This window comes from Bradyrhizobium sp. JHI2711, from assembly GCF_056156565.1.
In genome coordinates, this window is record NZ_JBPZPT010000003.1 from 936,345 (window position 1) to 958,873 (window position 22,529).

At 64.8% G+C, this 22,529-nt stretch carries 21 protein-coding genes; 13 read left to right on the top strand and 8 right to left on the bottom strand.

Features of this window, described 5'->3' with window-relative positions; all coding sequences use genetic code 11:
* Positions 1 to 15 precede the first annotated feature (15 nt).
* From ACTEK7_RS26720 to ligD, 7 genes are all read left to right on the top strand, one after another.
* Positions 16 to 1,530, top strand: coding sequence for an amidase (locus tag ACTEK7_RS26720; protein WP_036014727.1), 1,515 nt, complete (start codon positions 16 to 18; stop codon positions 1,528 to 1,530).
* Between the two features lie 36 nt (positions 1,531 to 1,566).
* Entirely contained in the window at positions 1,567 to 2,424 is an 858-nt protein-coding gene (locus ACTEK7_RS26725; RefSeq protein WP_025032673.1) for a branched-chain amino acid ABC transporter permease, read from the top strand.
* 4 nt (positions 2,425 to 2,428) lie between these two features.
* A complete protein-coding gene (locus ACTEK7_RS26730; RefSeq protein WP_036026233.1) occupies positions 2,429 to 3,646 on the top strand; it encodes a substrate-binding protein in 1,218 nt (405 codons plus the stop codon).
* 79 nt (positions 3,647 to 3,725) lie between these two features.
* A complete protein-coding gene (locus ACTEK7_RS26735; protein ID WP_225148526.1) occupies positions 3,726 to 4,829 on the top strand; it encodes a branched-chain amino acid ABC transporter permease in 1,104 nt (367 codons plus the stop codon).
* Complete coding sequence (locus ACTEK7_RS26740) at positions 4,819 to 5,550, top strand: ABC transporter ATP-binding protein (protein ID WP_225148474.1); 732 nt, start codon at positions 4,819 to 4,821, stop codon at positions 5,548 to 5,550. The genes ACTEK7_RS26735 and ACTEK7_RS26740 overlap by 11 nt, the downstream gene beginning before the upstream one ends.
* Positions 5,543 to 6,238 (top strand): branched-chain amino acid ABC transporter ATP-binding protein, encoded by a 696-nt coding sequence (locus ACTEK7_RS26745; protein WP_225148473.1) that lies wholly within the window; start codon positions 5,543 to 5,545, stop codon positions 6,236 to 6,238. Before ACTEK7_RS26740 ends, ACTEK7_RS26745 begins: the two co-directional genes overlap by 8 nt.
* A gap of 111 nt (positions 6,239 to 6,349) precedes the next feature.
* Entirely contained in the window at positions 6,350 to 8,167 is a 1,818-nt protein-coding gene (ligD, locus tag ACTEK7_RS26750; RefSeq protein ID WP_225148472.1) for a DNA ligase D, read from the top strand.
* Between the two features lie 20 nt (positions 8,168 to 8,187).
* Here ligD and ACTEK7_RS26755 read toward each other — a convergent pair whose 3' ends face one another.
* From ACTEK7_RS26755 to ACTEK7_RS26770, 4 genes are all read right to left on the bottom strand, one after another.
* The gene (locus ACTEK7_RS26755) at positions 8,188 to 9,723 is read right to left on the bottom strand and encodes a L,D-transpeptidase family protein (protein ID WP_225148471.1); all 1,536 of its coding nucleotides are present in this window, start codon (positions 9,721 to 9,723) and stop codon (positions 8,188 to 8,190) included.
* A gap of 490 nt (positions 9,724 to 10,213) precedes the next feature.
* Entirely contained in the window at positions 10,214 to 11,176 is a 963-nt protein-coding gene (locus ACTEK7_RS26760; RefSeq protein ID WP_036014693.1) for an acetyl-CoA carboxylase carboxyltransferase subunit alpha, read from the bottom strand.
* Between the two features lie 271 nt (positions 11,177 to 11,447).
* Positions 11,448 to 12,404, bottom strand: a complete 957-nt coding sequence (gene xerD, locus ACTEK7_RS26765; RefSeq protein ID WP_225113633.1) for a site-specific tyrosine recombinase XerD — start codon at positions 12,402 to 12,404, stop codon at positions 11,448 to 11,450.
* Positions 12,405 to 12,421: 17 nt separating this feature from the next.
* A complete protein-coding gene (locus ACTEK7_RS26770; RefSeq protein ID WP_035669499.1) occupies positions 12,422 to 12,568 on the bottom strand; it encodes a hypothetical protein in 147 nt (48 codons plus the stop codon).
* A gap of 174 nt (positions 12,569 to 12,742) precedes the next feature.
* Here ACTEK7_RS26770 and ACTEK7_RS26775 point away from each other — a divergent pair, with 174 nt between their 5' ends.
* From ACTEK7_RS26775 to ACTEK7_RS26785, 3 genes are all read left to right on the top strand, one after another.
* On the top strand, positions 12,743 to 13,369 hold the full coding sequence (locus tag ACTEK7_RS26775; RefSeq protein ID WP_036042618.1) for a shikimate kinase: 627 nt from the start codon (positions 12,743 to 12,745) through the stop codon (positions 13,367 to 13,369).
* On the top strand, positions 13,366 to 14,508 hold the full coding sequence (aroB, locus tag ACTEK7_RS26780; protein WP_036014703.1) for a 3-dehydroquinate synthase: 1,143 nt from the start codon (positions 13,366 to 13,368) through the stop codon (positions 14,506 to 14,508). The genes ACTEK7_RS26775 and aroB overlap by 4 nt, the downstream gene beginning before the upstream one ends.
* Before the next feature lie 67 nt (positions 14,509 to 14,575).
* Positions 14,576 to 15,928 carry a hemolysin family protein gene (locus ACTEK7_RS26785; RefSeq protein WP_036014704.1) on the top strand — a complete coding sequence of 451 codons (1,353 nt, stop codon included), beginning with the start codon at positions 14,576 to 14,578 and terminating at the stop codon, positions 15,926 to 15,928.
* A 35-nt stretch (positions 15,929 to 15,963) separates the two neighbouring features.
* Here the strand turns inward: ACTEK7_RS26785 and ACTEK7_RS26790 are convergent, their stop codons facing one another.
* Positions 15,964 to 16,233: a BolA family protein gene (locus tag ACTEK7_RS26790; RefSeq protein ID WP_225148470.1), complete on the bottom strand. Its 270-nt coding sequence runs from the start codon at positions 16,231 to 16,233 to the stop codon at positions 15,964 to 15,966.
* A 127-nt stretch (positions 16,234 to 16,360) separates the two neighbouring features.
* Between ACTEK7_RS26790 and ACTEK7_RS26795 the strand changes: the two genes are divergently transcribed.
* Positions 16,361 to 16,990, top strand: a complete 630-nt coding sequence (locus ACTEK7_RS26795; protein ID WP_225148469.1) for a J domain-containing protein — start codon at positions 16,361 to 16,363, stop codon at positions 16,988 to 16,990.
* 170 nt (positions 16,991 to 17,160) lie between these two features.
* Here ACTEK7_RS26795 and ACTEK7_RS26800 read toward each other — a convergent pair whose 3' ends face one another.
* Positions 17,161 to 18,255 carry a citrate synthase/methylcitrate synthase gene (locus tag ACTEK7_RS26800; RefSeq protein ID WP_225148468.1) on the bottom strand — a complete coding sequence of 365 codons (1,095 nt, stop codon included), beginning with the start codon at positions 18,253 to 18,255 and terminating at the stop codon, positions 17,161 to 17,163.
* A 76-nt stretch (positions 18,256 to 18,331) separates the two neighbouring features.
* Here ACTEK7_RS26800 and ACTEK7_RS26805 point away from each other — a divergent pair, with 76 nt between their 5' ends.
* Positions 18,332 to 19,552, top strand: coding sequence for a citrate/2-methylcitrate synthase (locus tag ACTEK7_RS26805; RefSeq protein WP_036014714.1), 1,221 nt, complete (start codon positions 18,332 to 18,334; stop codon positions 19,550 to 19,552).
* Between the two features lie 93 nt (positions 19,553 to 19,645).
* Here ACTEK7_RS26805 and ubiG read toward each other — a convergent pair whose 3' ends face one another.
* Positions 19,646 to 20,413: a bifunctional 2-polyprenyl-6-hydroxyphenol methylase/3-demethylubiquinol 3-O-methyltransferase UbiG gene (gene ubiG / locus ACTEK7_RS26810; protein ID WP_036026212.1), complete on the bottom strand. Its 768-nt coding sequence runs from the start codon at positions 20,411 to 20,413 to the stop codon at positions 19,646 to 19,648.
* Between the two features lie 14 nt (positions 20,414 to 20,427).
* Positions 20,428 to 20,895: a PH domain-containing protein gene (locus ACTEK7_RS26815; RefSeq protein WP_036014717.1), complete on the bottom strand. Its 468-nt coding sequence runs from the start codon at positions 20,893 to 20,895 to the stop codon at positions 20,428 to 20,430.
* Between the two features lie 151 nt (positions 20,896 to 21,046).
* On the opposite strand from ACTEK7_RS26815, the gene ACTEK7_RS26820 reads away from it, so the two are divergent.
* The gene (locus ACTEK7_RS26820) at positions 21,047 to 22,303 is read left to right on the top strand and encodes an aspartate kinase (RefSeq protein ID WP_036014718.1); all 1,257 of its coding nucleotides are present in this window, start codon (positions 21,047 to 21,049) and stop codon (positions 22,301 to 22,303) included.
* The last annotated feature ends 226 nt before the right edge of the window (positions 22,304 to 22,529 follow it).

The window sequence follows — 22,529 nt, forward strand, 5'->3', positions numbered from 1 at the left end:
TTCAAGGAGAGCGCCGTGACAGTTGCCCTTCCCACGCCAGCCCAACTTCGCAGTGTCGCCGAGCAATGCGGTCTTTCGCTCACCGATGACGACGTCGCCTCGTTCCGCGGTCTCATGCAGGGCTCGATCGAAGCCTACAATCTCGTTGCCGCGATGCCGGACGAATTGCCCGAAGTGAAATATCCGCGCACGCCGGGCTATCGGCCCTCGGCGGAGGAGAACCCGCGCAATGCCTGGTATCGCAAGTCGACAGTGAAGGGCGCCGCTAGCGGCAAGCTCAAGGGCAAGACCATCGCGCTGAAGGACAACATCATGCTGGCCGGCGTGCCCATGACCAACGGCTCGTCGACCTTGGAAGGCTATGTGCCCGATTTCGACGCCACCATCGTCACGCGCATGCTGGATGCCGGCGCCGAGATCAAGGGCAAGGTGCATTGCGAGCATTTCTGCCTGTCCGGCGGCAGCCACACCGGCTCCTACGGGCCGGTGCATAATCCGCACAAGATGGGCTACTCGGCCGGCGGCTCGTCGTCGGGATCGGGCGTCGTGGTCGCGCTCGGCGAGGTCGACATGGCCATTGGCGGCGACCAGGGCGGCTCGATCCGCATGCCGTCGTCGTTCTGCGGCATCTACGGCATGAAGCCGACCTGGGGCCTCGTCCCCTACACCGGCATCATGCCGATCGAGATCTATGTCGATCACACCGGTCCGATGACGGCAACGGTCGAAGACAATGCGCTGCTGCTCGAGGTGCTCGCCGGGGACGACGGCTACGATCCGCGCATCAAGGCTCCGAAGGTCGAGGAGTACACCAAGGCGCTAGGCCAGGGCGTCAAGGGCATGAAGATCGGCATCGTCAAGGAGGGTTTCGAACAGCCGACCGCCGAGTCTGCGGTGAATGAAAGCGTGCGCGAGGCCGCAAAGCGCTTTAGGGATCTCGGCGCCACGGTCGAGACCGTCTCGATCCCGATGCACCTGATGGGCGGGGCGATCTGGACGCCGATCGGCACGGAAGGCCTGACCCAGACCATGATGTTCGGCGACGGCTACGGCCTCAGCCGCGGCGATCTCTATTCGACCTCGCTGATGGATTTCCATCGCGGCTGGCGTCGGCAGGCCGATTCGCTGTCCGAGACCACGAAGCTGTTCATGATGCTCGGCACCTACATCAACAACAATTTCGGCCCTCGCTTCTACGGCAAGGCCCTCAACATCTCGCGCCGGCTGACCGCGGCCTACGACAAGGCGTTTGGGGATTACGACCTGCTCCTGATGCCGACGACGCCGATGAAGGCGACCAAGCTGCCGGAGCCCAATGCCAGCCGCGAGGAATATGTCGCCCGCGCGCTCGAGATGATCTCCAACACCGCGCCGTTCGACATCACCCACCATCCGGCGATGTCGCTGCCCTGCGGCATGGTCGACGGCCTGCCCGTCGGCCTGATGCTGGTCGGCCGCATGTTCGAGGAATCCACGATCTACCGCGCCGCCCATGCCTTCGAGCAGATCGGCGACTGGAAGAAGATGTGAGGAAACCTTTGCTTCAACTCGGCGGAAACGCAACGCATGGCTAACGCGTTCGTCGCGGCGTTCGAGATCCTGAGCTTCGGCGCGATCATCGTCCTGATCGTGCTGGGGCTCGGGATCATCGCCAGCATGATGGGCATCTTCAACTTCGCGCAGGGCGAGTTCGTCCTGCTCGGCGCCTACATCACCTATCTCGCTTATGCCAAGGGCCTGCCGATCTGGGCGGGCATGGTTGCAGCGCCTTTCGTCGTCGGCGCGCTCGGCTTCGTGCTGGAGGCGCTGATCATCCGGCGATTCTACGCCGCGCCGATCGTTGCCATGCTCGGCACCTATGCGCTCGGACTGATCATCCGCGAAGCCGTTCGCGGGCTGATCGGCGGCTTCTACCTCACCGTGCCGGAGCCGATCGGCGGCTCCATCGATATCGGCGCCATGCACATCTCGGCGTGGCGCTTCACCATCATCGTCATCACGCTGCTGGTGATGGGCCTCTGCTATCTCTTGCTGTCGCGCACCAGCTTCGGCCTGCGCGTGCGGGCGACCCTGGAGAACCCGTCGCTGGCGCGCGCGTCGGGCATTTCTACGCCGCTGATCTACGGCGCCACCTTTGCCTTCGGTGCGGCGCTGGCCGGCCTAGCCGGCGCCCTGATCGTGCCGGTGTTCAGCCTGTTTGCCGATCTCGGCCTGCGCTTCCTGATCCAGGGCTTTGTCGCGGTCATGGTCGGCGGGGTCGGCTCCTTCATCGGCCCGGTCGCGGGCGCCGGCGTCATCGGCACGCTGAGCGCGGCGCTGCCCTGGGTAATGGCACCCGTCGTCGCCGACGTGCTCGTCTTCGTGCTCGCCATCGTCTTCATCAAATTCCGTCCGCAAGGTCTCATCGCTGGAAAAGGGGTTTAATCACATGCTCGATCGTACTCAGCTCACGCGACGTCGTTTCCTGTCCAATTTCGCCTTTGCATCCGGCGCGGTCGCAACCGGCGTCGGCAGCTGGGTGATTCCGGCGCCCTGGGCCAATGCGGCCGAGGCGCCGATCAAGGTCGGCATCGCCACCGACCTCACCGGCCCGATCGCCTATGCCGGCAACGCCGACGCCAACGTCGCGAAAATGGTGATCAAGGAGATCAACGCGGCCGGCGGCCTGCTCGGCCGTCCGCTCGAGCTCTATATCGAGGACACCGCGTCCAACGAATCCGTCGCCGTCGGAAACGTTCGCAAGCTGATCCAGCGCGACAAGGTCGATATGGTGCTCGGCGGCATCACCTCCTCGATGCGCAACGCGATCAAGGACCCGATCGTTTCGCGCGGCAAGACGCTCTACATCTATCCGCAGCTCTACGAGGGCAAGGAGTGCACGCCGTACCTGTTCTGCACCGGCCCGACGCCGGCGCAGCAATGCGACGAGTTCATTCCCTGGCTGATCAAGAACGGCGGCAAGAAGTTCGCGCTGCCCAGCGCCAACTACGTCTGGCCGCACACGCTCAACGTCTACGCCCGCAAGGTGATCGAATCGAATGGTGGCGAGGTCGTGTTCGAGGAGTACTACCCGCTCGACCAGGTCGACTTCTCCGCAACCGTCAACCGCATCATCTCCAACAAGGTCGACGTCGTCTTCAACACCGTCATCCCGCCCGGCGTCGGCCCGTTCTTCAAGCAGCTCTATGAAGCAGGCTTCCTCAAGAACGGCGGGCGCCTGGCCTGCGTCTACTACGACGAGAACACGCTCAACATCAACCAGGCCGCCGAGATCGAAGGCCTCGCCAGCTGCCTCGACTATTTCAAGGTGCTGACCAAGGAGAACCCGTTCGACGCCAAGATCCAGGCGGCCTATGAAAAGGATTTCCCGGGCAACTTCCTGTTCGCCGCCGGCAGCGCTGCCACAGGCACCTATCGCGGCCTCAAGCTGTGGGAAGCCGCAGTCAAGGAAGCCGGCAAGATCGACCGCGAGTCCGTGGCCGCCGCGCTCGACCATGCCAAGATCGCCGAAGGTCCGGGCGGACCCGCCGAGATGGTGCCGGGCAAGCGGCACTGCAAGATGAAGATGTACACCGCCGTCGCCAAGAGCGGAAACTACGAGATCGTCGGGCGCAGCAACGGCCTCGTCGATCCCAAGGAATGCTGATTCTTCGCCTCTCCCCTCTTGGGGAGAGGTGAACCCCGCCGTGATTGACACGGCTGCCTCTGACGAGGTTGAACTCGGAATGCTGAAGTCGATGAGTGTGGTAAGAGAGGCCATCGTCGCCGACGCGGACGACGAAGTGGACGGTGCGATGGCTGACGGCGCAGCGGCGAAACGGGCCAATGACGAGGTCAAGGCAAGACGAAAAATCCTGCCTGTCATCGAGGGCCTCGTGCTCCTCGCGGCGCTACTCGCGCCGCTGGTGCTGCAGGACTATCTCACGGTCTTCGCGACGCGCGTGATCATCCTCGCGCTGTTTGCGCTGTCCTTCGACCTGGTCTGGGGCTATGCCGGCATCATGAGCTTCGGCCAGGCGCTGTTCTTCGGCTTGGCCGGTTACGGCGTCGCCCTGCTCGCGCGCGACCTCGACATCACCAACATCTTCCTGGTGTTGCCGGCAGGCACGCTGATCGGCCTCACCTTCGCGCTGCTGCTCGGCGGCTTCCTGCTGCTGGGACGGCATCCCTCCAGCGTGATCTTCGTCTCGCTCGGCACGCTGACCGGCTCCTACGCCGCCGATCGGCTCGCGCGCGGCTGGTATTATCTCGGCGGCCAGAACGGTATTCCCTCGATCGCACCGATGTCGCTCGGCAGCTATGATTTCACCGAAGGGCCCGCCTTCTATTATCTCGTGCTCGGCATCCTCGTCGTGGTCTATTTGCTCTGCCGTTTTCTGGTGCGTTCGCAATTCGGTCTGGCGCTCGCAGGCCTGCGCGAGAACGAGCAACGCATCGCCTTCTTCGGCTACAAGGCGCAGCATCTCAAAGCGATCATCTTCACCGTCGGGGGCGCCGTCGCAGGCCTGGCCGGCAGTCTCTATGCCTTCCATGAGGGTTTTGTCTGGCCCAACATGGTCGGCGTCGTGGTTTCGACCCAGGTCGTGCTCTACGTGCTGTTCGGCGGCTCCGGCACGCTGATCGGCGCCGTCATCGGCGCTGTCATCGTCGAGGGCGTCAGCTTCTGGCTCTCGGACAATTACCGCGACATCTGGCCGATCATCCTCGGCCTGCTGCTCCTGCTCGTGATCCTGTTCCGGCCGCTCGGCCTGATCAGTTTTGTCCTCGGCGAACGCGAGCGGGTCGGCAGCTTTGGCGCCAAGCAAAAGGAGCCGCGCAATGCTCCTTGAAGCGGTCGGCGTCAAGAAGGTCTTCGGCAAGCTAACCGCGCTCGACGGCGCAGCGCTCACGGTCGGCGAGAACGAGTTTCACGGCCTGATCGGGCCGAACGGCTCGGGCAAGAGCACGCTCATGAAGTGCATCGCCGGGGCCGAGGTGCCGACGCAAGGCAGGGTCTCGTTCGTCAACACCGACATCACCGCGTTCACGCCGACCGAGCGCGCCCGCGCCGGAATGAGCCTGAAATTCCAGATTACATCTGTGCTGCCGTCGCTGACGCTCTACGACAACATCCTGCTCGCGCTGCAGGCGCAGTGCTCGCTGTTCGACCTCGTGTTCTCGCGCACCCGCGGTGCGTTGCACGATCAGGTCATGTCCATGCTGACGCAGTTTCGCCTCGCCGACCGCGCCTTCGATGCGGCCGCCGCGCTGTCGCACGGCCAGCAGCAATGGCTGGAGATCGCGATGGCGCTGGCCGGCAAGCCGAAGCTGCTGCTGCTCGACGAGCCCACCGGCGGCATGAGTCTGGAAGAGCGCCGCGTCACGGGCGAGCTGCTGCAGCCGATCAAACAGCATTGTTCGCTGGTCATCGTCGAGCACGACCTCGATTTCATTCGCGACATCTGCGATCGCCTCACCGTGCTCGACCAGGGCAAGGTGCTGGCGTCAGGCACGGTGTCGGAGATCCAGGCCAACACATCCGTCCAGGAGATCTATCTGCGCCGTGCCTGAATTTTTGGACATCAAGCATCTCAACACGGGCTATGGCCGCAGCCAGGTCCTGTTCGACGTCAGCCTCGGCATTCCCTGGCGCGGAGGCGTTGCCGTGCTCGGCCGCAACGGCGCCGGCAAGACCACGCTGATGAAGACTATCGTCGGCGAGCTGCCGGCCTGGAAGGGCGAGGTCGCGTTCGACGGCCGCGACATCAGCCGCCGCGCCACCCAGGAGCGCGTGCGCGCCGGCATCGGCTACGTGCCGCAGGAGCATTCGGTGTTCGCGCGCCTGTCAGTGCGCGACAATCTCGCGGTCGGCTCGCTGGCGAAGAAGGATGCCTCAGCCGTCGACCGCGTGCTGACCATCTTCCCGAAGCTCGGCCAGCGCCTCGACCAGCCCGCCGGAACGCTCTCCGGCGGCGAGCGCAAGATGCTCGCGATCGGTCGCGCCATGCTGGGCGATCCGAAACTGCTGCTGCTGGACGAGCCGACGGAAGGCGTCTGGATCGGCGTGATCGAGGAGATCACTGAGCGCCTGATCGAGCTCGCCAAGACCATCGCCGTCATCATCGTCGAGCAGCACCTCGATTTGGCGTTGCGCGTCGCCGATTACGCCTACGTGCTCGACCGCGGCCGCGTTGCACTGCAAGGCGAGGCGGGCGAGGTGAAAGGCAATCCGGAGCTGATGCGGTATCTGGCGCCTTAGCGCGCGGCGCGCCTCGCACTGCGAAATATTCGGGTCGTTCAAGAGCTTCGCGGCATTCCATCGATTTTATTTCAGATCGGAACGAATCTGTCGGGCCGCGTTGAATCCCGCATGTGTGCCGTTGCGTTGCGTCAGTCGGGACTATCGCGCCTAGCCGGCGCGCGGAAGATTCCGATTCCATCATACATCGTGCCATGCGATCCCACGCTACGCGAGAACCCGCCGCAAGGCAGCGGCTGGGTGTTCGAGATAAAAGCGGACGGCTATCGCGCGCAACTTCACCTGCAGGCGGGCGCGGCGACGGTCTATTCGCGCGCCGGATACGATTGGACCGAGCAGTTCTCGTCAATTGCAGCCGGCGCGCGAAAGCTCAGAGCCGGGAGTGCGATCATTGATGGCGAGGCCGTTGTCTACGGCAGTAATGGCCGGCCGGACTTCCAGCAGCTGCGGCGCGAGCTCGGCGCCAAGCAGAGCCGCCGCATTCGCTATCACGCGTTCGATCTATTGTATCTTGACGGATACGATTTGCGCGGCGTCGACTTTGTCGAGCGCAAGCAGCTGCTGCAGCGGCTCCTGAAAGAAGCGCCCGAGACTTTCATCTACGTCGAGCACGTCGAAGCCGACGGCGAGCAAATCCTTCGCCATGCTTGCAGGCTTGGCCTCGAAGGGCTGCTCGCCAAGCGCGCGGACGCACCTTATCGCTCCGGACGGCAGGAAGCCTGGCTCAAGCTGAAATGCAAGAAGAGCGAGACGTTTCCGATCGTCGCATTCGTCGAAAAGCTGGGCGCGTACCCGCGCAAGGTGGCTTCGCTTTACGTCGGGCATCACGAGGATGGGCGCCTGCTTTATGCCGGCAAGGTCCGCACCGGATACACCGAGGCGACCGCGCGTGAATTGCGTGAACGGCTTGACCCACTGATCCGGCGCGATTCTCCGCTCGATCTGCCGGTAAAGAAGCCCAAGGCTACGTGGGTTGAGCCCGTGGTGAATGCCGAGGTGGAATATGGCGCCCTGACCGACGATGGCCTGCTGCGTGAAGCCGTATTCAAGGGCCTGCGCGACGATCTTGCGCCGCGGAAGGTCAGGGCGCCCCGGTTGGTGCCTTCATCGGTCAGACGGCCGAAGCTCGGCGTTCCCAAAGAGAATATCCTGCAGCTGCTGCCCGATGCGATCGTGCCGTCCAAGGAAGAGCTCGCGCGTTACTGGAAGCGCGTCTGGAAGAAGGCGCTGCTGCATCTAGGACATCGACCGCTCAAGCTGGTGCGGCACGTGCACGGCACGACGTTCTATCACAAGGGGCCGCTGCCGAAGGACATTCCACAAGCGGTGCACCAGCTACGCATCCGAAAGCGCGAAGGCGGCGAAGGCACACGGCTTTGGGTGGACAGCCTTGACGGTTTCCTGGGACTCGTCGAGATCGGCGCAGTCGAATTGCATCCCTGGAATTCGACTGTTGAGGATTTCGAGCACGCCGATCGCATCGTAATCGACCTTGATCCCGGCGAGGGCGTCGAATGGGATGCTGTGATCGAGACCGCCCTGGAACTTCGCGCGCTAATGAGCCGTGAGGGGTTTGCGACTTGGCCCAAGCTGACCGGTGGCCAGGGCATTCATCTGACGGCGCCGCTTGAGGTGGCAATGCTGCACGATCAGGCGCATCGCGTGGCGCGCAGTCTCGTGGCCGATTTCGCATTGCGTCGGCCGGACCGCTACGTCCTCGCGGCCCAGGCCAGGCGCAGCGGCCGCATTTTTCTCGACTATTTGCGCAACGGCCGCGGTACCACCGCGATCGGCACCTTCTCGCCGCGGGCACGCGAGAACTTTCCCATTGCTGCACAGGTGACATGGAAGCGGATCGAAAGCGGCATAGTGCCCGACGCGTTCACGATTCACAGTCCCTACCGTGCGGTGCGGAGGAAAGAGCGATAATTGCGCGCTCGGGCGCTAGCCTACTTCACCGCCGAGAAGCGGCTGTCGAACGAGTTCGACTGCACCACCGGCGCGGCGCCTGATATGATCGGGGTGCTATCGCCCGCGCCGTCGCTCACCGATGGCTTCAGCGCCGGACGCGTCGCGGCGAGGCGGGTGTCGGGCTTCGGCGGCTCGGCCGGCTTGGCGGCTGCGACGGCCGGCTTCGGCGTATCCTTCGCCGCCTCCTTGACTGAATCCTTGGACTTGTCATGTCCCGGCACGAAGCGGGTCACGGCGGCCTTGAGTCGCGACGCGGCCGTGGCCGGTGTCGTGGACGTCTGGGCGGCCGGGGCCACGGACGCGGTGGCTTGCGGCGCAGGCGTCGCGGTCGCGGTGGTATCGGCGGTGCCGAGCCCCATCTTGCGGCCGAGATTGGAGAAGAAGCCGCCGCTTTCAGACTTCGCAGCGGGCGCCGCCGCGGCAACGCGGGTGCTCGCGGCAGGGGCGCTGACGGCGACCACCGGCTCTTCCCGCGGCGCCGGCGCACTTGCCACCGCATCGAGGTTCGGCTTGGGCGGGTTGACGTGGCCGGGGATCGTGCCCGGCGCCTTCGCCATGGCCAGCATCTGCAGCGTGGTGCCTTCGGCGCTCTCGGACAGGCCGGTCGAGCCTTCTGGAATCTTGGCAGCGAACACCTTGTGCATGCCGCCGTCGATGCCGGTGTTCATCCGCGCCACCGGCGTGCCCTTGGCGACGAGCCTTGCGTATTCGGTTTCGTCCTTGGCCTGCTTCTCGCGGACCGCGCTGGCGATCTCTTCGGGGATCACATAGGCCGGACATTTGGCAGAGGCGTCGAACACCAGATCGCGCTTGGCGTCCGCCGGCTTGGCGGCGTCGAACACGTATCTCTTCTCGCAGAAATCGACCTTCGGCTCCTGCCGCGTCACCTCGAAATGATCATAGCCTTCCTTGATCATCTTCCAGAACGGCATGTTCGGATTATTCCGGTGCCTGGCCATGTTCACCGGCGTCATCTTGAACGGATAGGCCTGCAACTGGAACGCCTTCTGGCCGCCGAAGAAGGACTCGCGGCCGAGCGAATAGATCTCCGCGATCTGCTCGTCCGTCATCGCGTAGCAGCCGCGCGACGAACAGTCGCCGTGCACCATCAGCTGCGAGCCGGTGCGGCCCAGCGCCTTGTCGAACGCGTTCGGGTAGCCGGTGTTGAACGAGAGGTAATAGGACGATTGCGGATTCATCTGGCTCGGATTGATCGAGTAGAATCCCTCCGGCGCCTGGCGGTCGCCTTCGCGCACCTTGGGGCCGAGATCGCCCGACCAGCGGCAGATCGGATAGGTCTTGAGCAGCGCGAACTGGCCCGAGCGGGTCTGCTTCCAGACCTCGAGCTCGGCCTCCTGCTTGAACAGGCGGACCAGGATCGGCGATTGCAGGTCCATGTCCTTCTCGGCCATCGCGGCGATCAGCTTCGGCGGCACCGGCTGATTGGCCTTGGCGTTGGTCGCAAGCGAGACCTGATCGGTGTTGCAGCCGGCGAGCAGACCGCCGGCCGTCATCAGCGCAACCGAAACCAAGAGCGCGCGAGCAAGCGAACGAGAAATCAAGATGGACCCCACACCGTGCCGGGCATTGAAGCGCGAACCCCAATTATTCCGAAGCGCAATCCGACCGGTAAACCGACCCGCCGAGACGGGCCCGGTCAGACCCCGCTCCAGCGCTTATGCCCTGAAGCCATTGATTAAAATTCTAACCTCTGGGTCATGTGGTCGCAACCCGAGCGGGGATCACGAGGGCGTTGGCCCAGTGGCATGGTCAACGAAGACTAAATGGACGCGACTTGGGACGGAACTTGGGCTTTCGGGCCGAGGGGACTCAGATCGCCGATTTGGGCAAAAAAAGGGTTAAGGCGGGGTTACCGGGGGCTGCTCGAAAGGCCTGGTAGGGTGGGCAAAGGCGCGAAGCGCCGTGCCCACGAGCCGTTCGTACAGCCGGGATTGGTGGGCACGCTTCGCTTTGCCCACCCTACGACAGCGGAATCGAGGCGAATCAGCCCAGTTTGCGGCCGATATCGAGGAATTTCTGCCGCCGCTGCTTGCGGATGGCATCCCCATCAAAGTTCCGGAGCTCGTCGAACGCCTTGGCGATGGCCTCGCCCGTGGTGGCGATCATGGCGGCGGGGTCGCGGTGGGCGCCGCCGACCGGCTCCTTCAGGATGGCGTCGATCACGCCGAAGCGGAGCATATCCTGGGCGGTGATCTTCATGTTGTTGGCGGCTTCCTGCGCCTTGGTGCCGTCGCGCCAGAGGATCGAGGACGCCGCCTCCGGCGAGATCACGCTGTAGATCGCGTGCTCGAGCATCAGGACCTTGTTGGCCGTGGTGATGGCGATGGCGCCGCCCGACATGCCCTCGCCGGTGATGATCGCGACGTTGGGCACGGTCAGCGCCAGGCACGCATCGGTCGAGCGCGCGATGGCTTCCGCCTGGCCGCGCTCCTCGGCGCCGATGCCGGGATAGGCGCCGGCCGAATCGGCGAGCGACAGCACCGGCAGGCCGAACCGCTCGGCCATCTCCATCAGCCGCACGCATTTGCGATACCCTTCCGGCCGCGCCATGCCGAAATTGTGCCGGATGCGGCTCTCGGTGGAATCGCCCTTTTCCTGGCCCATCACGCAGATCGGCTCACCGCGGAAGCGGCCGAAGCCGGCGACCAGCGCCTCGTCCTCGCCGAACTTGCGGTCGCCGGCGAGCGGGGTGAATTCGGTGATCAGGCCCTTGATGAAGTCGTTGAAATGCGGCCGCTGCGGATGCCGCGCCACAAGCGTCTTCTGCCACGGCGTCAGGTTCGCATAGAGGTCGGCCAGCGCCTGCGCCGCCTTGTCCTCGATCCGCCCGACCTCGTCGCTGATGTCGGTGCCGGTGGCGGCGAGCGCGCGCAATTCGTCGACCTTGGAGTCGAGCTCGGCGACGGGCTTTTCGAAGTCGAGATAGCTGCGCATCTGGTCTAGCATCAACTCAATATAGGGGGACGGGGCGCGAGAAGCGAAGCAAGTTGGGGCGGCGGAAAGAAGTGTAGCGTCTTCAATGGTTTGGCTTGTGTGCTGGTGCAGTCGGCCAAATCAGCCGTGAGGCCCCGGCTCTTTCCGCGGAGATGTGGCCGAAGTCAAGGCGGTTTCACCCTTTACCCGTAGCCCGGATGGAGCGCAGCGCAATCCGGGAAGGTCTGGCCGCGAGGAGGCGGCCCCGGATTACGCGTCGCTCCATCCGGGCTACCAGCAGCAACTACTTCTCCGCCAGCGGGTGCAGGTCGCGCACCAAGCTCTTCAGCCGCTCCTCGACCACATGGGTATAGATCTGGGTGGTCGAGATGTCGGTGTGACCGAGCAGGGTCTGCACGATGCGCAGGTCCGCGCCGTTGTGCAGCAGATGGCTGGCAAAGGCGTGGCGCAGCACGTGCGGGGAGACCAGGCGGGCCTGCAAGCCGGACGCAACCGCGAGCTCCTTGAGGTCGCGGGCAAAATGCTGGCGCGTCAGATGTCCGCTCTCGCCGAACGAGGGGAACAGCCATTTCGACGCGGCCACGCTGTTCTTCCTGTCGGCCTTTGCCGCTTCCGTGGCGGCGAGATAGTCCGCCATCGCCTGCCGCGAGGCGTCGTTGAGCGGTACCAGCCGTTCCTTGTTGCCCTTGCCGCGCACCACGATCATGCGGGCGTCGCGCTTGGCCGCCGAGCGCGGCAGCGCCACCAGCTCGGAGACGCGCAGGCCCGTGGCGTAGAGCACCTCGAGCAGGCAATAGAGCCGCAAGGCACGCAGCCGTTTCGACGGCGAGGCATCTTCCGCCTCGCTCAATTCCCTGGCGCGGCGGAGCATGCGGTCGACGTCGGCGATCGACAACACTTTCGGCAGGCCGCGGCCGCGCTTCGGACCTGACAGGATCGCGGCGGGATCGTCACCGCGGATGCGCTCGTTCAGCAGGAAACGGTAGAGGTGCCGCATCGCGGACAGCCGGCGGGCCACACTGGTGGATTTGAAGCCGCGGGTGTCGAGATCGACGAGATAGTCGCGCAGCGTCTGGGTCTCGGCATCCACGAATGTATGGCCGACGCGGCCCAGAAATTCCGAGAAATCGCTGAGGTCGCGGCGGTAGGCATCGAGCGTGTTGGGGCCGGCGCCCTGTTCCGCGGCGAGCATGTCGAGGAACAGGCCGATGAGCCTGGTGTCTGAGGGTTTGGCGGGCATGCCCGGGAGGCTAGCTCCTATTTCTTGAGAAACTTGTCCGGCGGGATCGTCACCGTCATTTCCCGCGGCTTCGGGTTGACGAAGTTCGCCAGTGCGAAGACCACGCCATAGACGATGCCGGCGATCACGGCGACGACCGTCAGGAAGCGGAACAGGCTCGGCATCGTTCTGGAGTCTCGGGTCGGGGCGCGGCAGCCAAATTAACCAATGAAATCATCCAACATGTTCGCCGTTTCGTGGCAAGAGTCCTCTGGCGAGGGCCCCCATGGGGTCGTATAGGTGGCCAAAGCCATGCCGCATCTGGCGGCAGTTCGAGCGAGATCCAGTCGAGCGAGACGATGTCCGACGCCGCGTTGCCGCTTCCTGCTTCGCCCGAGGCCGACATCCTGTCGGCGCTCGGGGCGCGCTCGATCGTGCTCGTCGGCATGATGGGGGTGGGCAAATCCACCATCGGCCGCCGCCTCGCGGCCCGGCTCAGGCTGCCCTTCATCGATGCCGACACCGAAATCGAGGTGGCCCATGCCGGCATGACCATCCCGGAGATCTTTGCGGCCCATGGCGAGCCCTATTTCCGCGACGGCGAGGCCCGTGTGATCGCGCGGCTGCTCGAGGGCGGGCCGATCGTGCTGGCGACCGGTGGCGGCGCTTTCATGCGCGAGGAGACGCGCGCACGCATCGCGGCGAAGGCCATCTCGATCTGGCTGAGGGCGGACCATGACGTCATCATGCGCCGCGTGCGGCGCCGTGCCGACCGTCCGCTGCTTCAGACCGCCGATCCCGAAGGAACCGTGACGCGCCTTCTCGCCCAGCGCGAGCCGATCTATGCCAATGCCGACCTCACCATCGCCTCGCGCGACGTGCCGCACGACAGAATCGTCGAGGAATGCATCGAGGCGCTGCACGCCCGCCTCTGCGGCGGAGAGCCAGCCCAACCGCCTGCCGACATTGCGAGTGCGTCAAGATGACTGCGCCGTTGAAACATTCCGATCCCATCAAGGTCGACGTCGCACTCGGTGACCGCGCCTATGACATCGTCATCGGCCGCGGCGTGCTGGCCTCGCTCGGCGAGCGTGTCGCCGCTCTGCGTCCCGGGGTGCGCACGGCCATCGTGACCGACCGCACCGTCGCGAAATACTGGCTCGAGCCCACTGAGGCGTCGCTCGCAGCCAGCGGTATTCCGACCTCGCGCATCGTCGTCGAGGAAGGCGAGATCTCGAAAACCTATGCCGGGCTCGAAAAGGTCAGCGAGGCCCTGATCGCAGCGAAGATCGAGCGCAACGATCTCGTCATCGCGCTCGGCGGCGGCGTGGTCGGCGATCTCGCCGGCTTTGCCGCGGCGATCCTGCGCCGCGGCGTCGATTTCGTGCAGGTGCCGACCTCGCTTCTCGCGCAGGTCGATTCCAGCGTCGGCGGCAAGACCGGCATCAACTCGCCGCAGGGCAAGAATCTGCTCGGGGCCTTCCACCAGCCGGTGCTCGTCATCGCCGACACCGCCGTGCTCGACACGCTGTCGCCGCGCCAGTTCCGGGCCGGCTATGCCGAGGTCGCCAAATACGGCGTGCTGGGCGACGAGGCCTTCTTCAGCTGGCTGGAGAAGAACCATGCCGACATCTCGAGGGGCGGATCGGCCCGCGAGCATGCGATCGCGACCTCCTGCCGGGCCAAGGCCGCAATCGTCGCGCGCGACGAGCGCGAGACCGGCGAGCGCGCGCTGCTCAATCTCGGCCACACCTTCGGCCACGCGCTGGAGGCTGTGACCGGCTTCTCCGACCGCCTGTTCCACGGCGAGGGCGTCGCCATCGGCATGACGCTGGCAGCGCAGTTCTCCGCGAAGCTCGGCATGATCGGCGAGCGTGAGGCGGCGCGCATCGAGCGCCACCTGATCGAGGCAGGCCTGCCGACGCGCCTGCAGGACATCGCCGGCTTTGCGCAGGAAGGGCTCGCCGATGCCGACGCGCTGATGGCGCTGATGGCGCAGGACAAGAAGGTCAAGCGCGGCAAGCTCACCTTCATCCTACTGGAGGCCGTGGGCCGCGCGGTGATCGCAAAGGACGTCGAGCCGGCGCCGGTGCGCGACTTCCTGAAAGAGAAGCTCGCGCAGTGATAACGGGACCGTTCAGATCGGCCGCCCGCGAAACGGCGGGGAACGCCGGGGCGGTCGCGAGGCAAACATGAGTTCGATCTCGATCAATCTGCTGCTTGCGGCCCTCCTGCTCGCCGCCAACGCGTTTTACGTGGCGGCGGAATTTGCGCTGGTGAAGAGCCGCGGCTTCCGCGTCAAGGCCATGGTCGAGCAGAACCGCTTCGGCGCGCGCCTGCTGCAGACGATGATGGGGAACATCGAATCCTATCTCGCCTGCTGCCAGCTCGGCATCACCATGGCCTCGCTCGGTCTCGGCTGGATCGGTGAGCCGACGGTGTCTGCGCTGCTGAGCCCCGTCCTCAGCCCGCTCGGAATGTCGGAGGCCACGCTGCACTTCACCTCGTTCGTGGCGGGTTTTCTGGTCTTCTCTTCGCTGCACATCGTCATCGGCGAGCAGGTGCCGAAGACGCTTGCGATCAGGGAGCCGATGCCAGTGTCGCAGTGGATTGCCTATCCGTTGCATTTTTCCTACCTCCTGTTCTACCCGCTGAGCTGGTGCCTCAACACGGCGTCGAGCGCGATCCTCCGTCTGATGGGGGTGCAGGAGTTCTCGCAACACGAAATCCTGACGGATTCGGAGATCGAGGGCCTGGTCGAGGAATCGGCCGTGCACGGCAAGATCGAGAGCGGCGAGGCCGAGTACATTCACAACGTCTTCCGTCTCGGCGAGCTGACGGTGTCTGACGTGATGGTCCACCGCACGGCCATGGTGATGATCAACGCCGACCTGCCGCCGGAGGAGCTGGTGCGGGAGGTGCTGGCCACCGAATACACCCGCATTCCGCTGTGGCGGGACAAGTCGGAGAACATCATCGGCATTCTGCACGCCAAGGATCTGTTGCGCGCGATCCGCGCATCGGAAGGCGACACCTCGCGCATCGACGTCACCACCATCATGCTGCCGCCCTGGTTCGTGCCGGAGATGCGGCCGATATCCCAGCAGCTCAAGGCGTTCCGCCGCCGCAAGACCCATTTCGCGCTCGTCGTCGACGAGTATGGCGAGGTCGAGGGCCTGGTGACGCTCGAAGACATTCTGGAGGAGATCGTCGGCGACATCTCCGACGAGCATGACGTCGTCGTCGCCGGCGTGCGCCGTCAGCCGGACGGCTCCGTCGTGGTCGACGGCTCGGTGCCGATCCGCGATCTCAACCGCGCCATGGACTGGCATCTGCCCGATGAAGAGGCAACCACGGTCGCAGGCCTCGTCATTCACGAGGCGCGCTCGATCCCCGACCGCGGCCAGAGCTTCACCTTCCACGGCTTCCGCTTCCGCGTCCTCCGCCGCGAACGCAACCGCATCACCGCGCTCCGTATTTCACCGGTGACGCGCGAGGCCGAGCTGGAAGAGGCCAAGCCGAGACGGGCCGGGACGTCGTTTTGATTTTTTGCTTACCCTCCCCTGGAGGGTAAGAGAATTCAACCTTCCCCCGGCGCCTGCGCATTGATCGCCAGCGCGTGCACGCTGCCTGAGAGTTCCGCGGCGAGCGCCGAATTTATCATGCGATGACGGTCGACCCGGCTCTTCCCTTTGAAGGCGGCAGACACGATATACACACGGAAGTGTGTCTCGCCGCCCGGCCGGTGGCCGGAATGGCCCTCATGCAAATGTGACTCGTCGACGACCCGCAGGCTTTCCGGCGTGAAAGCTTCCTGCAACTTGTTGCTGATAGTGTCTTTCATAGCCATGTGTGCCATTAAGGTGCGCGCTCGCATCCCGTCAATACCCGGACGTCCAAGCTCGTCGCGACCGGGTGCTTAGCGAATTGCAATGTCAAGACTTGAAGGTTTTTGCATTGCGTAGTCATAGTCAGCCATGCCGATCGATTCATCAAAATTCTTCGACTCCATCCGCGTGAAGCCGCGGGGCAAGCAGCCGGAAGTGAAGCCGCGCGACACCGCGGTCAATTGCGAATGGGCGGGCTGCGCCAACAAGGGCTCGCATCGCGCGCCGAAGGGCCGCGAGAACCAGCGCGAATACTGGCACTTCTGTCTCGACCACGTGCGCGAGTACAACCAGAACTACAATTTCTTTTCCGGCATGAATGCCGAAGCCGTCGCGCGCTATCAGAAGGATGCGCTGACCGGTCACCGCCCGACCTGGAAGATGGGCGCCAATGGCGGCAAGAAGGGCGCGGAAGAGATCGATATGGCGGCCGATCCTTTCAGCATGTTCAGCGAGATCAACGGCCGCGCCAGCTGGCGCAAGGGCCCGGAAGCTGCGCCCAAGGCCGAGACGCGCAAGGTGATGAACGCCGAGCGCAAGGCGCTCCAGGTCATGGGCCTCGGCCCCAGCGCCACGCTTGCCGACGTCAAGACCAAGTACAAGGCGCTGGTGAAGCAGCACCACCCTGACGCCAATGGCGGCGACCGCTCGACCGAAGATCGTCTGATCGAGATCATCAAGGCGTACAATTATCTGAAGACGGTCGTGCGCGAGGCGTAGAACTCGCGGTACCTTTTGGTGTGGTCCCGGCTTTCGCGCGGACGACAGTGTCGTAGGGTGGGCAAAGCGAAGCGTGCCCGCGGCTTTTTTTCGATCGCGAGAGATGGTGGGCACGGCGCAAATGCGCCTTTGCCCACCCTACGATTCCGGTCTCGCGGAGGCATCCGCTCTCAAACTTCCGGCATCGCCCCGACATATGACGAACTCGGCCTGATCAACCGCCCCGTGCGCTGCTGCTCGCGGGCATGCGCGGTCCAGCCTGCGCTGCGCGCGACCGCGAAGATCGGCGTGAACGCCTGCCGCGGAATCGCCAGGGCATCGAGCAGGATCGCGGTGAAGAACTCGACGTTCGTCTCCAGCGGCCGCTCCGGATTCTTCTTGCGCAATGCAGCGCGAATATAGGCCTCGACCTCGCCGGCAAACGGCAGATCGGTGCCATTGGACGCAAGCGCCTCGACCGCGGTCTTGAGCACGTCGGCGCGCGGATCGCGGACGCGATAGACGCGGTGACCGAACCCCATCATGCGCTCGCCGCGCGCCAGCGCCGCATCCACCCAGGGCTGGATGCACTCGCGCGAGCCGATCGCATCCAGCATTTCCAGCACCGGCTCCGGCGCGCCGCCATGCAGCGGACCGGTCAGCGCGCAATAGCCGGCGGTGACGGCCGCGAACAGATCAGCCTGCGTCGAGGCCACCACGCGCGCGGCGAAGGTCGAAGCGTTCATGCCGTGGTCGCTGGCGGTGACGAGATAGGCGTCCAATGCCGTGATCTCGCGCGTTGCGGGCGAACGCCCGTGCAACATGCGCAGCGTGTCGGCGGCATGGCTCACGTCGGGATCGGGCGCGACCGGCTCCAGCCCCTTGGCGCGCCGGACCAACGCGCCCGCGATCACCGGAAACGCGCCGACGATCGTCGCCTCGTGCTCCAGCCCGTGCTCGGCGCGAAGCCCGGCGACGGCGGCACGAAACCCATCGATGATCCCCATGCCGCGCGTCGCCGGCAGCAGGTCCGGCAGCCGCGCGAAGGCGCGCTCGCGCGCCACGCCCAGGTTTGAGCGCACATTGGCTTCGGTGAGGGTGGTCTTGCTGGCGCCATTCCAGAGCCGGGCGGTAACGCCTTCGAAGCTCGAGATGGCGGCGAGCCGCCCGACGTGCTCCCCGGCGATGATGAGCTCGCCGCGCTCGCCGTCGACATGGCTCAGCACGGTCTCGGCCGCGGGAACGCCGTCCAGCCCGATCTGGCTTTTGGTGAGGTGGATGTTCATGACCCAAATCTCCTGTTCACGGAGAACAAGGTCAGGCCTCTCGACACATTGATCAATCTTGATTACATAAATCAATATGAAAAATTCTGATGGGCTGTACCTCTCCGCTCGGGAAGCCGCCGCCGAGCTCGCGATCTCTCCGGCCACCCTCTACGCCTATGTCAGCCGCGGCCTGATCCGCTCCGAGCCGACGCCGGACTCGCGAAAGAACCGCTATCGCGCCGAGGACGTTCGGGCGCTGAAGGAGCGCCGTGTGCCATCGCCGGAGCCACGCGGCCTGCGCAGCTTCGATGCCGATCTGCCGGTGATGGACACGGAGATCTCGACCATCACCGAGGAGGGCGCCATCTATCGCGGCGTCAATTGCGTCGATCTTTCCGAGAGTGACACGCTGGAGCACGCCGCGACGCTGCTGTGGGATGTCGCCGACGTCGATCCGTTTGCCCCCGACAATCAACCGGAACTCTCCGAGGAAATGCGCGTGATCGCGAAGGCCGCGCGCCGGGCCGCACCGATCGACCGCGCCATCGCCGTGCTCGCACTGGCCGCCAGCGTCGATCCCCGCGCCTTCACCCGGGCACCCGATGGCCGCGCTATGGTCGGCGCGCGCATCGTCCGCCTGCTGGTTGCGACCATGCTCAATGCGGACGCCTCGGCCGAGCCGCTGCATCAGCAGGTCGCGCGCGCCTGGGCGGCGGACAACAAGCACGCGCCCGACCTGATCCGCCGCGCGCTGGTACTGCTCGCCGATCACGAGCTGAACGCGTCGACCTTCACCGCGCGCTGCGCTGCCTCGACCGGCCTCAACCTTTATGACTCCGTCATCGCCGGGCTCGCCGCGTTGAAAGGGCCGAAGCATGGCGGCGCCGGCGTCCTGGCCTCACAGCTCGTCAAGACGCTGGTCGACCGCGACGTCGAGCCTGTCGTGCGCGAGCGTGTCGCCCTCGGTGAACGCTTTGCCGGCTTTGGCCACGGCGTCTACAAGCACGGCGACCCCCGCGCGCAGTCGCTGCTGAACGCGCTGTCGCGCTCCGGCGCGCCGCGCAAATTCACCAGGGAAGTGCCAGAGCGGATCGCGGAAGCCACCGGCGAGTTCGTCAATATCGACTACGCGCTCGCCGTGCTGGTCCACGCACTGCGCCTGCCCGCCGGCAGCGAGCTGGCGCTGTTCGCGATGGCCCGCAGCGTCGGCTGGATCGCGCATGCCAGCGAGCAATTGCAGTTCGGCAAGCTGATCAGACCGAGGGCAAGATATGTGGGGCCTGCGCCGGGACGCAGGGCGGGGGCTGCCGGTTAGAACCTCTGTCAGTGCGGCAATCTCCGCTGTCGTCGCTGCGAACGCAGGAGGACAGCGTTCCTGGAATGACGGCTCGCACTCACCCTGGGCAGTTCACACCATCGCTTCCGCGACCACCATATAGTTCACGTCCATATCCGACGACAGAGACCATTTGTCGGCGAAGGGCGAGTAGACGACGCCGGTCTGCTCGGTGATGACAAGACGGTTGTCGAGCAGGTATTTCGTCAGTTCGTCGGGCGTGACGAACTTGTTCCACTCATGCGTGCCGCGCGGTAGCCAGCGCAGGACGTATTCGGCACCGACGATGGCGAGGGCAAAGCTCTTCCAGTTGCGGTTCAGCGTCGAGACCACCATCAGGCCGTTCGGCTTCAGCATCGCGGCGCAGCGCTTCAGGAACATGCCGACGTCGGTGACGTGCTCGACCACCTCCATCGCCAGCACGATGTCGAAGCGCTCGCGCGGGTCGATCTCCTCCACCGTGGTGCAGCGATAGTCGATCGCCAGATGGCTCTTGTCGGCGTGCAGCTTCGCCGCCGCGATGTTGCTCGCGGAGGGATCGATGCCGATGACCTGCGCTCCGAGGCGCGACAGCGGCTCGCAGAGCAGGCCGGCGCCGCAGCCGATGTCGAGCACGCGCAAGGACCCAAGACAATTGAGGCTGCGCACGTTGCGCTCGAACTTGCGGCAGGCGGCGTCGCGGATATAGCCGAGCCGCAACGGGTTGATCCGGTGCAGCGGCGCCATCTTGCCCTTGGGATCCCACCATTCCGCCGAGAGTTTCGAGAATTTCGCGATCTCGGCGGCGTCGACGCTCGAGCCGAGCTGGGCGGAAAGAGAAGTATTTTGCTGCATGCTCATGGTTGGGCGCGGTCCTACCGCGTGGTGATCGAACTACGGAAGGCGAGCGGCGAGGCGATGGTCTTGATCGTCTCGATACCCTCGCCGACGCCGCGAATCGTCACGTCGCCGTAGTTGAGAATACGTCCAAGAATGGTCTGGTCGACATCGACGCTCTCGACCTTGTCCAGCGCCATCTCGAAGGTTCGGCGCTTGATGAAGCCGGTCTTGTGCACGACCCTGAGGTTGGTGACGTCGGTCTCGGTGGTGAAACGATGGAACCAGCCCTTCACGGTCCAATACAGGGCCGCCAGAGCCGCGAGACCCGCGGCCCCGAGGCAAAGCAGAACGAGCCAGTCGACGGTCGCCTGCCGCGACAGGATGAGCAGGGCCAGCGCCGCGATCCAGGCCACGATGGCCGGAAAGTAGAAGATCCAGTGCGCATTGGTCGAATACAGCACGCGCTCGCCGGGCTGCAGGATCTCGTCGATGTAACGCGCCATGATCTAGCTTAACCCACTACCCCACCCTGCCCCCGCAGGAACCCGCTTGCCCCCGGCCCCGCCGCTCTGTATACGCGCGGTCGGTGTCCCCGAGGCACCCGTCCAGTGCGGGCCACCATACTGATCCTTATGAAGGAATGCACGCGTCGTCATGAGCCGCCTCGTGATGAAATTCGGCGGCACGTCCGTCGCCAACATCGAACGTATCCGCAACGTCGCACGCCATGTGAAGCGTGAGGTCGATGCCGGCCACGAAGTGGCCGTGGTCGTCTCGGCGATGGCCGGCAAGACCAACGAGCTGGTCGCCTGGTGCACCGAGGCCTCGCCGATGCACGACGCGCGCGAATATGACGCCGTGGTCGCCTCGGGCGAACAGGTGACGTCCGGCCTTCTTGCCATCGTGCTCCAGGGCATGGGCATCCAAGCCCGCTCGTGGCAGGGCTGGCAGATCCCGATCAAGACCAGCGACGCCCATGCCTCGGCCCGGATCGAGGACATCGACGGCAGCGAGATCATCAAGCGCTTCAAGGACCGAAAGGAGGTCGCGGTCATCGCCGGCTTCCAGGGCATCAACCCCGAGACGGGTCGCATCACCACGCTCGGCCGTGGCGGCTCCGACACCTCGGCCGTGGCGATCGCCGCCGCCGTCAAGGCCGACCGCTGCGACATCTACACCGACGTCGACGGCGTCTACACCACCGACCCGCGAATCGTGCCGAAGGCCAAGAGGCTCGACAAGATCGCATTCGAAGACATGCTGGAACTGGCCTCGCAGGGCGCCAAGGTGCTCCAGGTCCGCTCGGTGGAACTCGGCATGGTCCACAACATGCCGATCTTCGTCCGCTCGAGCTTCGATAAGCCCGAGGATATCGACCCGCATGCCAACCAGCCGCCCGGCACGCTGATCTGCAGCGAGGAGGAGATCATGGAAAGCCACGTCGTCACCGGTATCGCCTTCTCCAAGGACGAGGCTCAGATCTCGGTGCGCCAGATCGAGGACAAGCCCGGCGTTGCGGCCTCGATCTTCGGCCCGCTGGCTGATGCCAATATCAACGTCGACATGATCGTGCAGAATGTGTCCGAGGACGGCAAGACCACCGACCTCACCTTCACCGTGCCGGCCGCCGACTTCACCCGCGCCAAGGATACGATTACCGCAGCCAAGGCCAAGATCGGCTATGCGCGGCTCGATACCGCCACCGATGTCGCCAAGATCTCGGTGATCGGCAGCGGCATGCGCAGCCATGCCGGCGTCGCCGCCCAGGCGTTCTCGGCGCTCGCCGGGCGGAACATCAACATTCGGGCCATTACAACCTCCGAGATCAAATTTTCGGTCTTGATCGATACCGCCTATACCGAGCTTGCGGTGCGCACCTTGCATACGCTCTACGGTCTCGATCAGACCTGACGGTCTTTCCGGAAAACCGCTTCGCACTTTTCCGGACAGTGCCAAAAGGCTAATTTTCTCTTAGCGGTCGCAGCAAACGCGAAGGTGTACACACCTTCGCGTTTGGCAGGCGTTTTGCTTGGCAAAACAAGCCTCAATTCGCTATACGGCGGACAGGGTGGGCTGCCGCAGACTGTGTCCCAGTTCAGGCGGCGCTGATTCGGTACGAGCACTCAATCTCCCGTGG